The sequence below is a fragment of the Enterocloster sp. HCN-30185 genome (assembly GCF_037890305.1).
Taxonomy (GTDB): Bacteria; Bacillota; Clostridia; order Lachnospirales; family Lachnospiraceae; genus Enterocloster.
The window spans coordinates 1-13,259 of the sequence record NZ_JBBKBT010000026.1 but is presented as its reverse complement, the minus strand read 5'-3'; the positions used below and the strand labels follow the sequence as shown (position 1 = coordinate 13,259).

Sequence of the window (13,259 nt, the reverse complement as noted above, 5' to 3'; positions counted from 1 at the left end):
TCGCCAGCTACCCTTTTGTGGACTTGCCATCTGGGAACACCTTGCAATGCAAGCTGTTCCCAGCCGACAAGTTTGCAATTCATCTATTCCCTAAGTTGGACAGTTATAGTATAATAAGATTAACAGTGAATTGGATTTTGAAGAAATGGAGGCGGAAAATGAAAAAGACAGTATTGGTATTTATGATTTTAGTTACTATGCTTACTGGTTGTAACAATGCAAAAACTTCTTCTAACGAAACAATAAATGAAACGAATATATCAGAAACAGCAGAAATTTCCGAAGAAGCAAGAGAACGTACACCATTTGAAGTATTGATAGACAAACCTTCTTTAGAAAGCGGAAAAGAAAAAGAAACAACCGTTATTATTGTTACTGATATAAAGGATTGGGACTATACCGTTTCATCTGAAAATGGAAAAATTTCCAATAAAGAAGAAAACTCATTTGTCTATGCAGTTCCTAAAGATGAAAGTGAAAGGGAAGATACAATTACAATACAATTATCAGATAATGAAAATGGAACATCATATGAATATACGATACCTCTTATTTTTGCTAATAGTATTCTGCAATAAGATACAGACTCCTTGTTAAATCTTTCGCATCGGGTCAAATTGCCCCGAACTTTTACAACTAAATACCCGCCGCTCTCACAACGGCACACCGAGCAGGAAATCTGAAAAAGGTCTTCTGCTTTTTTTCTGCCCAAAATGCGGTGGTAAAACGCCACCCCATCCATAAATCAAGGAAAGGAGGGACACGAAATGCCCTGTCCACACAACGAAATCACGATTGTTCAGCGCAGTCAGCGGCAGTCTGCTGTTGCCGCCGCTGCTTACCAGAGTGGAGAAAAGCTGTTCTGTGAATACGACCAGCAAGTGAAGCACTACCCGGAAAAGCGTGGTATCGTCCACAATGAAATCCTGCTCCCAGCAAATGCCCCGCCGGAATATGCAGACCGCAATACCTTATGGAACGCCGCCGAAGCGGTGGAGAAGCAATGGAACTCCCAGCTTGCAAGGCGGTGGGTGCTTACCATCCCCAGAGAGATACCGCCCGACCAGTACGCTGTCCTTGTCCGGGAGTTTTGCCAGCAGCAGTTTGTTTCCAAAGGCATGATCGTTGACTTTGCCATCCATGACCCCCATCCGCCGGGACACAATCCCCACGCCCATGTCCTGCTCACTATGAGGGCAATGGACGAACATGGGAAATGGCTTCCCAAGAGCCGCAAGGTTTATGACCTTGATGAGAACGGGGAACGGATAAAACTGCCGTCCGGCAGGTGGAAAAGCCACAAGGAGGATACGGTGGACTGGAACGACCAGAAGTATTGTGAAATCTGGCGGCATGAATGGGAGGTCATCCAGAACCGCTATCTGGAAGCCAATGACCGCCCGGAGCGTGTGGACTTGCGTTCCTATGCCAGACAGGGGCTTGATATTGTTCCCACTGTCCATGAGGGGGCTGCTGTCCGGCAGATGGAAAAGCGAGGTATCCAGACGAATATCGGCAACCTGAACCGGGAAATCAGAGCCGCCAACCGCCTGATGAAGTCCATCCGGCAGCTTATCCAAAACCTCAAAGGCTGGATTACCGAGCTGGGCGAAAAAAGGAAAGAGCTGCTTGCACAAAAGGCAGCGGAGGAAGCGACATTTCTTCCCAATCTGCTGATGAAGTATCTGGAGATACGCAAGGCAGAACGAAGCGACTGGACAAGGGCTGGACAAAATCGGGGGACTTCACAGGACTTAAAAGCAGTCAGCGAAGCCCTGTCCTATCTCCGGCAAAAGGGGCTTTCCACTGTGGAGGATTTAGAAGCATTTCTGGAAGCGTCCGGAAAATCAGCCGTAGATTACCGCAATCAGATGAAGCCCAAGGAAACCCGAAGCAAAGTGATTGACGGGATTCTTGCTGCCCGGACAGCCTGCAAGGAATGTGAGCCTGTCTATGAGAAGTACCAGAAGATATTTTTTAAGAAAACAAAGGAGAAATTCAAACAGGAACACCCGGAGGTTGCCCGGTATGCGAAAGCCGCCGCCTACCTTGCCAAGCACCCGGACGATAAGGACAGTACCCAAAAGGAGCTGCAAGAGGAGCAGGAAAAACTTCTCAGCGAAATCGCAGAGCTGAAAGAACCTTTGACCGAGGTACAGGAGGATTTGAAGAAGCTGCGGGACATCCGCTACTGGGTACGGAAAGCCACCCCCGGCACAGAGGAAAGCAAAGAGCCGCCCAAGAAACAGCCTATCAAGGAAGCCTTGCAGGATAAGGCGGACGAGAAAAAAGCCCAAAGAACCGCCCCGGCACAGACGAAACACAAACAACAGGATATGGAACTTTAACAGGCACTTGCCATTTTCAATCAGAGAATGTCAGGTGCTTTTCTTTTTTTCAAGGAGGGATAGATTTGAATGTATTTGAAGCTGTGAAACAGTCCGTCACAACAAGACAGGCTGCGGAGCATTATGGAATCCATATAGGTCGGAACGGGATGGCTTGCTGCCCGTTCCATAACGATAAAACCCCAAGCATGAAGCTGGATTGGCGTTACCACTGCTTCGGCTGCGGTGCTGATGGGGATGTGATTGATTTTGCCGCCGCCCTGTATGGGCTGGGAAAGAAAGAAGCCGCCGTACAACTGGCACAGGACTTCGGGCTTTCCTATGAGGACTGGAAGCCGCCGGGAAAGGCAAAAAAGCCCAAGCCCCGGCAGAAATCCCCGGAGGAACAGTTTCAGGAAGCAAAGAACCGCTGCTTCCGTATCCTTGCCGATTATCTTCACTTGCTTATGGCATGGAGAACAGACTACGCCCCGCACTCCCCGGAGGAAGCCTTTCATCCCCGGTTTGTGGAAGCCTTACAGAAGCAAGACCAAGTGGAATATCTGCTGGATGTGCTGCTGTTCGGGGAGACAGAGGAAAAAGCGGCTTTGATTACGGACTACGGAAAGGATGTGATACAGCTTGAACAGCGAATGGCAGAGCTTGCAGCCGCAGACGCAGCAAGAACTAAAAAACACCATGAACGCCATGCAGCCGCCCCAGAGCGTTGAGGAAATCAAGGCGGGGCTGGAAACTACCGAGAAAGGCGGTGTCCGTCAGAGCATACGGAACTGCCTGACCGTATTCCAGCGTGACCCGCTACTTTCCGGGGCTATCGCATACAACATCCTGACTGACCGCAAGGACATCATAAAGCCCATCGGTTTTCACAGAGAAAGCACCGCCCTGAACGATACGGACATGAAGTATCTGCTTCTTTATCTGGAAGAAACCTACGGGCTTACCAATGAGAAAAAGATTGATAACGCCATCGGGATTGTGGCGAATGAAAACAAGTACCATCCCATCCGGGACTATCTCAATACCCTTGTGTGGGACGGGACAGAGCGAATCCGCTTCTGCCTGCGGCACTTTCTGGGGGCTGACGCAGACGATTACACCTATGAAGCGTTGAAGCTGTTCCTGCTGGGTGCAATCTCACGAGCCTTTCAGCCGGGGTGCAAGTTTGAAATCATGCTCTGTCTGGTAGGCGGTCAGGGGGCTGGAAAGTCCACCTTCTTCCGGCTGCTGGCAGTCCGGGACGAGTGGTTCTCCGATGATTTGCGGAAGCTGGACGATGACAATGTGTACCGCAAGCTGCAAGGTCACTGGATTATTGAAATGTCGGAAATGATGGCAACCGCCAACGCCAAGAGCATTGAGGAAATCAAGTCATTTTTAAGCCGGCAGAAAGAGGTCTACAAGATACCTTATGAAACCCACCCGGCAGACCGCCCCCGTCAGTGCGTGTTTGGCGGCACTTCCAATGCCCTTGACTTCCTGCCCCTTGACCGTTCCGGCAACCGCCGCTTTATCCCGGTCATGGTGTACCCGGAGCAGGCGGAAGTTCACATTTTGGAGGACGAAGCTGCTTCCAGAGCCTATATCGAGCAGATGTGGGCGGAAGCGATGGAGATTTACCGAAGCGGCAGGTTCAAGCTGGCTTTCAGCCCCGCCATGCAGCGGTATCTCAAAGAACACCAGCGGGATTTTATGCCGGAGGACACCAAAGCCGGGATGATACAGGCGTATCTTGATAAGTACACCGGGAGCATGGTCTGTTCCAAGCAGCTCTACAAGGAAGCCTTAAACCATGCCTTTGACGAGCCGAAGCAATGGGAAATCCGGGAAATCAACGAGATTATGAATCAGTGTATTTCCGGCTGGCGGTACTTCCCGAACCCAAGAATGTTTTCCGAATATGGCAGACAAAAGGGCTGGGAGCGTGAAAACCCGGCAACGGACTCCGGCAACCCGTCTGAAAAAACGAGGGACGGTTTTGTGGAGGTCTCAGAACAGATGGAGCTTCCATTCTGAAAATGACAGCCCGTTGCACCCCCTGTTGCTATCCCGTTGCCGAGCCGGTTGCCGGGGAAAATCCCTTATTTCTGGGCTTTTCTCCCCTATGACAACCAAAACAACAGAAAAATAAAAGAAAAGTATAAATAGTAACCATCGCCAGATTGAGATTGTTTGCAAGGTCTTTTGAAGCCCGTTGCCGGACTTCGTTGCCGACACCCTCTGTCTGGCTATTTTCATGTATGGAGGATAACTGCCTATGGCAAAAAACAAAACAGAGATTCATGTTACAACGGTGTTTGACGGGGAGCTGGACGCAACCGATGTGTTCGTCAGCCTGATTTCCCAGAAATACGGTAAGACAAATACGAAAGAATATCTTGCTAAAAAGAAATATTTGAAGTATAATGAAGATGAGGTTCAAAAGAGCCAGATACCGTCTGGATTGTGTGGGTAAATGGCTATGATGAACGAAATGGAATACAGAACAATCGGTTCGGCACTTGCCGGGGGTTATCGTGCAGCGGTCTATTGCAGACTGTCAAAGGACGATGACCTGCAAGGCGAAAGTGCCAGTATCGCAAACCAGCGTGATATGCTGGAAAAATACTGCGAAAAGCAGGGATGGGAGGTTGTGGCAGTCTATCAGGACGATGGCTTCACAGGTCTTAATATGGAGCGTCCTGATTTACAGAGAATGTTGAGAGCCATTGAGCGCAGGCAAATCAACCTTGTCATCACGAAAGACCTCAGCCGACTGGGGCGTAACTATCTGCAAACCGGGCATTTGATTGAGGACTTTTTCCCAAGAAATGGTGTCCGCTATATCGCCATGAATGACGGTATCGACACCCTGCGGGATAACAACGACATCGCCCCGTTCAAGAATATCCTGAACGAGATGTACAGCAAGGATATTTCCAAGAAAGTCCATTCCTCTTATCTTCTGAAAGCGCAGAAAGGACAGTTTACCGGGTGTCTTGCCCCGTTTGGGTATCGGAAAGACCCGGAGGACAAAAACCATCTGCTCATTGACGAGGAAACCGCCCCGATTGTGCGGCTGATTTTCGGATATGCCCTAAACGGTCATGGTCCGAACTATATCCGCAGACGGCTGGAGGAAGAAAAAATCCCCTGCCCCACATGGTGGAACCGGGAACGGGGGCTTCGCAATACCCGCACCAAATGGGAAAAGAAAGACCCGGAAAACGGGCGGTATATGTGGGACTTCTCCGTTATCAAAGACCTTTTGATGAATCCCGTCTACACCGGGGCGATTGCTTCCCAGAAAAAAGACTACCGTTTCAAAATCGGCACGATTGGGGAAAAGAAACCGGAGGACTGGATTGTGGTGGAGGGACAGCATGAACCGCTGATTGACCGCATGAGCTTTGATATTGTGCAGAACAAGCTAAAGTCCCGCCAGCGTCCGGGGCAGACCAATGAAATCAGCCTGTTTGCCGGACTGATAAAATGCGGCGAGTGTGGGAAGTCGCTGACGATACGCTACACAAACGCAAAACATCCCCAGCAGATTTATTCCTGCAAGACCTACAATGCCTTTGGAAAGAACCACTGCACCCAGCACCGGATTGACTATGACACCCTTTACAGCCATGTGCTGCGGAAAATCCGGGAATGTGCCAGAGCCGCCCTGATGGACGGGGAAGCGGTTGCCGACCGCTTGACCAATACCTGTGAAGCCGAGCAGCGGGAACAGCGGGAAGCAATGGAACGCTCCCTTACAAGGGACGAGGAACGGATTGAGGTTCTGGACAAAATGGTAATGCGGCTTTATGAAGATATGATTGCAGGGCGTATCAGTGAGCAGAATTTCAACACCATGCTGGAAAAGACACAGACCGAGCAGACGGAGCTTAAAACCAGAGTGTCCGAAGGCAGGAAGCGGCTGTCCGATGAAGTCCAGCTTGCCAATGACGCAAAACAATGGGTGGAAGCCATTCAGGAATATGCCAACATCACAGAGTTGGACGCAGCCACCCTCAACCGCTTAATCAAAGAAATCGTCGTGCATGAGCGCATTGACGAAGATAAAACAAGACACATTTCTATCGAAATTCATTTTAATCTCAAACCCATCCCGGAGGTGGAACAGGTCACTGCCTGACCTGTCCCGCCGGGACGGTTCTCTTAAAAATACCATATAGATTTTTTGTACGCCGCCGCCCGCCATCGAGCAGAATTTTACACCTAATTGGGGATAAAACAGCTTATGAGTGGCGGTGGCATCATCATTGTGGCACAGACGGTAATTCCACAGCTTACCACACTGTTCTCATAATTCATGGGCGGGATCATTGATAAGATTACTGAATTCATAAAGGAACTGTTGCAGGGGTGGGTTCTGACCAACTTTGAAACCATGTTTACCGATGTCAATGACAAAGTAGGCACGATTGCAGGGGAGGTCAGCAAAACTCCCAGCACATGGAACTCCGGTATTTTTGATATGATAAAAACCCTGTCCGACAATGTGATGATTCCCATAGCGGGAATGATTATCAGCTTTGTACTCGTCTATGAGCTTATTTCCATGGTCATTGACAAAAATAACCTGCATGACTTCAATACAGCCATTTTTATCCGCTTTTTTATGAAAGCGTGTATTGCAGTCATGCTGTTAAGCAAGACTTTTGACATTGTAATGGCGGTATTTGATGTGGGAAGCCACATCGTCAATTCTGCCGCCGCAGCAATCAGTGGGGAAACCAGTATTGATGTTTCAAGTACGCTGCAGACGATGTTCAATGAGCAGTTTTCGGAAATGAGTATAGGCGAGCTGTTAGGACTGGGGATGGAGACCATGATCGTCAGTTTATGTATGAAAATCATGTCAGTCCTGATCACCGTCATTCTTTATGGGCGAATGATTGAAATATATCGCGCGTCCAGAAGCGCCGCTTTTCATCCAAAGGCGGTGTGCGGGCATTTTGGGAACCCGGCTTTAGCAAGCCGGTAAAGAAAAGTATCAAAGACGTGAAAAGCGTCACTTTAGCGTCATCCGATTTACCCCGGAGGGAAACCACAAGGGGGACAATAGCGTATCGGAAAAATCGCAAGTTGGGAAAACCATCTACCCACGACTGAGCGGCAAGACGCAACATTGTGAATGAGGAGCAAGGCTAAACTGCTTTAAGGGCAGTCCGAGGCGGGATACTCGACCCGGCGGCGCAGGATGGTTGTATTCGCCGTATGTCATAGCGGAATGTGACAGGTAAACACAGACCGCACGATACTTATGACAGCCAGCCGCAGTAAGCGGAAAAGGACGAAAACCCACTACCGACATCACAATACGCTTTTCCCAAAGTGTCTAACTGGAGATTGCCTAAACCGGAACGCCGGAACTATCCGGCTATGCGTAATGCCGCAAGGCGATAAATTTCAAGGGGTAAAAACCCAAGAAAGATGACGCTGAATATCCGGCATGGCAACGGAGCCTCCGTAGTAGTCCGAGGGCGGGAAAGCCGTCTACATGGTGAAGGGAGGCAGGATGTCAACCAATTCATAAAAAGGAAAGGTGCGTGAGGCATTATGAGAAGTCCTGAAAATGTGTTGGAAAGCCTAAAATCCAAGGCGTGTAACAAGAGTTACAAGTACGAGCGGTTATACCGCAACCTGTACAATCCACAATTCTATCTGCTGGCATATCAGCGGATACAGGCGAAACCAGGCAACATGACAGCCGGAACAGACGGCAAAACCATTGACGGAATGGGAATGGCAAGGATAAACGCCCTCATTGAAAAGATGCGGGATTTCAGTTATCAGCCTAACCCGGCAAGGAGAACGTATATCCCGAAATCCAATGGGAAAATGCGTCCTCTGGGGATACCGTCATTCGACGATAAACTGATACAGGAGGTGGTGCGGCTCATCTTAGAGAGCATTTATGAGCCAACCTTTAGCGACTATTCCCACGGTTTCCGTATAAACAGAAGCTGTCATACGGCACTCAAATACGTGCAGAAATATTTTACGGGGACAAAGTGGTTCGTTGAGGGAGATATAAAGGGCTGTTTTGACAACGTAGACCATCATGTGCTGATTGCTATTTTGCGAAAGCGGATTGCAGACGAACATTTCATCGGTCTGCTCTGGAAGTTCTTGAAAGCCGGATATATGGAGGATTGGAATTATCACAATACTTATTCCGGTACTCCGCAAGGCTCCATCATCAGCCCAATCCTTGCAAACATCTACATGAACGAACTGGACAGTTATATGGCAGAGTATGCAGAGAAATTCAACTGCGGAAACCGCCGTAAAATCAATCCTGCGTTCAAGAAGAAGCTGGATGTCTGCCGGGGGAAAGAACAAAGGCTTAAAAGAAATCTCTCTAAAATGAGCGAGGAAGAAAAAGAGGGCTTAATTGCAGAAATCCGGGAACTGCGGCGTAGTCTGAAATCTATGCCGTATAGCGACCAGATGGACGATAGCTATAAACGGATTTGCTATATCCGATATGCCGATGATTTCTTAATTGGAGTTATCGGCAGCAAAGAGGACGCAGAACAGATTAAACAAGATGTAGGCTGCTTTATCCGGGACAAACTCCATCTGGAAATGTCCGAGGAAAAGACATTGATTACTCATGGACACGACGCTGCGAAGTTCTTGGGATATGAGGTCACAATCGCCAAAGGCGAACACAACAAAAAGACCAAAACCGGGGCTACCAGACGGGTAAACAATGGAAAAGTCTTACTTTATGTTCCCCATGATAAGTGGGTAAAACGACTGTTCTCCTACAATGCCCTCAAGATTAAATACGACAAACAAAATGGAAACAAAGAGGTTTGGGAACCTGTCCGGCGCACTCGCCTGTTGCACTTGGACGATTTGGAAATCTTAAACCAGTACAACGCAGAAATTCATGGATTGTATAACTACTACCGACTTGCAAACAACGTGTCTGTACTCAATAACTTCTACTATGTAATGAGATACAGTATGCTCAAAACCTTTGCTGGAAAATATCGGACACGAATCAGCAGAATTATCCGCAAGTACCGTCAAGGGAAAGATTTTGTTGTGGAGTATCCGAAGAAAAACGGCAAGGTGGGAAAAGTGCTGTTCTACAATGACGGTTTCCGCCGGAATACCAAAGTAGAAAGCGGAAATCCCGATATAGTAGCACGAGCCGTTGAGAATTATGGACGCAACAGCCTGATTAAAAGACTGCAAGCGAACCAATGCGAGTGGTGCGGCGCAGAAAATGTGCCGCTTGAAATACACCATGTACGAAAACTCAAAGATTTAAGTGGCAGAAAACAATGGGAAATCGCCATGATTGGGCGTAAGCGCAAGACAATGGCACTCTGCGTCTACTGTCACGATAAGTTACACGCTGGGAAATTAGACTGACATCTGGAGAGCCGGATACGCTGAGAGGTGTAAGTCCGGTTCGGAGGGGAGTTCTCGGAAACCTACCATAGTGATATGGTAAGGCGCCGGGTTCTTACCCTACTTTATGTATCAGTAGCACCTGTTCCCTGCGCAACCGTAACCAACCGGGAGTGGGGAACAATAGGAACCAATTATTTTAAGGGACTTTGTGCCCTTGCATTTCAGGGATTTTTTATGATGGTATGCGTTGCAATCTATGCGGTGCTTGTGGCTGGTGTGGCAGTATCCGATAACCTGCATACGGCACTCTGGTCGGTGGCAGCATATACCGTGATTTTATGTTTTTCCATGTTTAAGACAGGTTCGCTGTCAAAATCTATCTGGAATGCGCACTAAGGGAGGAACGATATGGCAATATCCGTGCAGGTGCCAAAGGATTTGTCCGGGATCAAGACAAAAGTGGCACTGAATTTAACAAAGAGACAGATCATCTGTTTCAGTGGTGCGGCAGTAACGGGCATCCCTCTGTATTTTCTGACTAAGGGACTGATCGGGACATCAGCGGCATCACTTTTAATGATGGGAGCAATGCTTCCGTTCTTCTTTTTTGCGATGTATGAGAAAAACGGGTTTCCGGCGGAGAAGATTTTGTATTTTATGCTCCGGCAGAAGATACTCACGCCGGGAATCAGACCGTACCGGTCAGAAAACCTCTACAAGCAGTTGGAGGAGAAAGAAAAATTACGAAGGGAGGTTCGTTATCTTGAAGAAAAAGCAAAAGGCAGAACCGGAAAAACACAGAAAAAGCAGTTATCAGGGCAATAGCAGAAATAACAGCAAAAGTGGCGGTCTTACTTTTTCAGAGAAAAAGCGTCTTATGGAATTAAAGCATATTTTATCCGGCAGGGGCAAAGAGAAGGAAAAGCCGACTACCGCACAAAAGACGATTACTTTTGAGAAGATGTTCCGTGACGGTATCTGTCAGGTCAGCCACCATTATTATACAAAGATGGTGGAATTTTTTGATATAAACTATTCGCTTCTGGAAGTGGATGAGCAGGCGGATATACTGGCACAGTACAGTAAGCTCATCAATTATTTTGATCCGTCTGTGAAATTTGAACTGGTGTTATTCAACCGGCAAGTCAACGAGCAGATGCTTACGGAACAGTTTGACATTCCGTGGCAGGAGGATGATTTTAATGACATTCGTGAAGAATATACGGAGATGTTAAAGAAGCAGGCGGCAAAGGGAAACAATGGTATCATCAAATCAAAATATCTGATTTTTGGTGTGGAGAGCAATGGCTACAGGGAAGCCAAGAGCCGCCTTAACAACATTGAAAAAGATGTCATACGAAACTTAAACAATATAGGAACCCTTGCGAGGGGACTGGACGGAAAGGAAAGACTGCGTATCCTGCATGAATATTTTAATCAGGATACCATGGAGCCTTTCCGCTTTTCGTTTAAGGATCTGGCAGAATCCGGTAAGTCGGTCAAGGACTATATTGCACCGCCGGGGTTTGATTTCCGCTATCCGAACCGCTTCAAGTCGGGAAATATGTATGGCTGTGTGTCCTATCTGGATATTATCGCACCGAAGTTTACGGACGAGCTGATCAAGCAGCTTCTTGACATTGATGCAAACCTTACTATCTCCATGCACATGCAGACGGAAGATCCGGTAAAGGCAATCAAGAAGTTAAAAGCGGTCATTTCCAATATCCAGAAGATGAAGATTGAGGAGCAGAAAAAGGCAGTCCGGAGCGGCTACGATATGGATATTCTTCCAACGGATATTGTGACCTATGAAAAGGATACGCTGGAATTTCTGGATGATTTGAATACGAGCAATCAGAAGATGATCAACATGACATTCCTTATTACCTGTTATGGCAGAACCAAGCGGGAACTGGAGAGCTTAATGCAGAGAGTGTCCGGTATCATTCAGCAGGCAAACTGTGACCTCAGATGTTTACAGTATTTGCAGGAACAGGGACTTATGGCATCCGCACCGATTGGATGCAATGAGACAGGTATTGAGCGTACTCTTTCCACAAAAAGCACCGCAATCTTAGTACCATTCTGCACGCAGGAATTATTTATGCCTGCTCCGGCAATCTATTACGGGTTAAATGCACTCAGCAACAACATGATCATGGCAGACCGCAAAAGGCTCCGTACACCAAACGGAGTTATCTTAGGAACACCCGGAAGTGGTAAGAGTTTTAGTGCAAAGCGTGAGATTTTAAGTTGTTTTCTTATCACAAAGGACGACATTATTATCTGCGATCCGGAGGGCGAGTATTTTGCGCTAGTGGCAGCACTACATGGACAGGTTGTAAAACTTGCCACTAATTCCAAAGATTATCTGAACCCGATGGATATTCAGTTGAGCCATAAGGGGGATAAGGAAGCATTAAAACTGAAATCTGATTTTATCATTACATTGTGCGATCTGATTGCAGGTGGCAAGGACGGTCTGGAGAATGATGAGAAAGGTATCATCGACGAATGCATCCGTCATATTTACGATAAATATTTTGAAAATCCGGTGCCAGAAAATATGCCGATACTGGAGGATTTATACAACGCACTTCTGAAGCATAAGAATCCAAAGGCAGAGCGTATCGCAAACAGCCTTGTGCTGTATGTGCATGGTTCCCAGAATTATTTCAACCACCATACCAATGTGGACAGTGGCAACCGTATCATGTGCTTTGACATCAGAGACTTGGGAAATCAGTTAAAGGAACTTGGAATGTTGATCGTGCAGGATGCAGTGTGGAACAGGGTTTCACAGAACAGGGAGCGAAAGATTGCAACCCGTTATTACTGTGATGAGTTCCACCTTCTTCTGAAGGAAAAGCAGACAGCTATCTACTCTGTGGAAATCTGGAAGCGTTTCAGAAAATGGGGCGGTATTCCGACAGGTTTGACGCAGAATGTGGGCGATTTTCTCCGTTCTGAGGAGATTGAGGGTATTTTGGGTAACAGCGATTTTGTGTATCTGTTAAATCAGAATGCCAAAGATCAGGCAATCCTCGCTGATAAGCTGGGACTTTCTGATAAGCAGCTTTCCTATGTCACCAACTCTGAGCCGGGAAGTGGTCTGATACTGTTTGATAACGTGGTAATTCCCTTCGTGGATAAATACCCGACAGACACCAAGACCTACAGAATTATGAATACGAAGCCGGAGGAATCGGTGCAGAAGGAGGACGCAGTATAAATGGCGGAAAAGAGACAGAAGAAGCAGGCAGTAAAGGCATTTGAAAAAGAGACATTTTCCAAAGATAAGGAAGTGACTGGAGTAAAACATATAGAACACAGGCAGGACAACACCTTTTCTGTGGAAAACCAGTTTAGTGCCAGCGAGAAGCCTGTGAGCAACCTGTCAAGGGATGCGAACCATGGCAGTCGTACAAGAAATGCAACTTCTGGTCATAGCGTCCAGAAGTCGGAAGCCGAAGCGGAAAAGTCATTCTTAAAGGAAAACAGCTTCATGCAGGACGAACAGACTGATTATGAGACTTCTTC

Annotated in this window: 10 protein-coding genes and 3 pseudogenes; all 13 read left to right on the top strand. The window is 47.4% G+C overall.

From position 1 onward, the window contains the following. Positions 1 to 158 precede the first annotated feature (158 nt). Positions 159 to 578, top strand: a complete 420-nt coding sequence (locus WKT10_RS15575) for a hypothetical protein (protein WP_054754190.1) — start codon at positions 159 to 161, stop codon at positions 576 to 578. 189 nt (positions 579 to 767) lie between these two features. Further along, a complete protein-coding gene (gene mobQ, locus WKT10_RS15570) occupies positions 768 to 2,348 on the top strand; it encodes a MobQ family relaxase (RefSeq protein WP_340278016.1) in 1,581 nt (526 codons plus the stop codon). 65 nt (positions 2,349 to 2,413) lie between these two features. After that, positions 2,414 to 3,058, top strand: a complete 645-nt coding sequence (locus WKT10_RS15565; RefSeq protein ID WP_340278015.1) for a CHC2 zinc finger domain-containing protein — start codon at positions 2,414 to 2,416, stop codon at positions 3,056 to 3,058. Further along, positions 3,027 to 4,364 carry a VapE domain-containing protein gene (locus tag WKT10_RS15560; RefSeq protein ID WP_340278017.1) on the top strand — a complete coding sequence of 446 codons (1,338 nt, stop codon included), beginning with the start codon at positions 3,027 to 3,029 and terminating at the stop codon, positions 4,362 to 4,364. Before WKT10_RS15565 ends, WKT10_RS15560 begins: the two co-directional genes overlap by 32 nt. A gap of 241 nt (positions 4,365 to 4,605) precedes the next feature. Then, the gene (locus tag WKT10_RS15555) at positions 4,606 to 4,803 is read left to right on the top strand and encodes a hypothetical protein (RefSeq protein ID WP_271824211.1); all 198 of its coding nucleotides are present in this window, start codon (positions 4,606 to 4,608) and stop codon (positions 4,801 to 4,803) included. Further along, positions 4,804 to 6,474 carry a recombinase family protein gene (locus tag WKT10_RS15550; protein WP_055249499.1) on the top strand — a complete coding sequence of 557 codons (1,671 nt, stop codon included), beginning with the start codon at positions 4,804 to 4,806 and terminating at the stop codon, positions 6,472 to 6,474. 105 nt (positions 6,475 to 6,579) lie between these two features. Continuing rightward, positions 6,580 to 6,648, top strand: a complete 69-nt coding sequence (locus WKT10_RS15545) for a hypothetical protein (RefSeq protein ID WP_208913923.1) — start codon at positions 6,580 to 6,582, stop codon at positions 6,646 to 6,648. 3 nt (positions 6,649 to 6,651) lie between these two features. Next, a pseudogene (locus tag WKT10_RS15540) lies at positions 6,652 to 7,248 on the top strand (VirB6/TrbL-like conjugal transfer protein, CD1112 family); the annotation flags it as partial. 653 nt (positions 7,249 to 7,901) lie between these two features. Next, entirely contained in the window at positions 7,902 to 9,734 is a 1,833-nt protein-coding gene (locus WKT10_RS15535; protein WP_114090880.1) for a reverse transcriptase/maturase family protein, read from the top strand. 102 nt (positions 9,735 to 9,836) lie between these two features. Then, positions 9,837 to 10,112 (top strand): annotated as a pseudogene (locus WKT10_RS15530) (VirB6/TrbL-like conjugal transfer protein, CD1112 family); the annotation flags it as partial. Between the two features lie 12 nt (positions 10,113 to 10,124). Further along, positions 10,125 to 10,541 (top strand): PrgI family protein, encoded by a 417-nt coding sequence (locus tag WKT10_RS15525; protein WP_002594228.1) that lies wholly within the window; start codon positions 10,125 to 10,127, stop codon positions 10,539 to 10,541. Further along, positions 10,480 to 12,951, top strand: a complete 2,472-nt coding sequence (locus WKT10_RS15520) for a VirB4-like conjugal transfer ATPase, CD1110 family (RefSeq protein WP_002594227.1) — start codon at positions 10,480 to 10,482, stop codon at positions 12,949 to 12,951. The genes WKT10_RS15525 and WKT10_RS15520 overlap by 62 nt, the downstream gene beginning before the upstream one ends. After that, a pseudogene (locus tag WKT10_RS15515) lies at positions 12,952 to 13,259 on the top strand (peptidase); the annotation flags it as partial.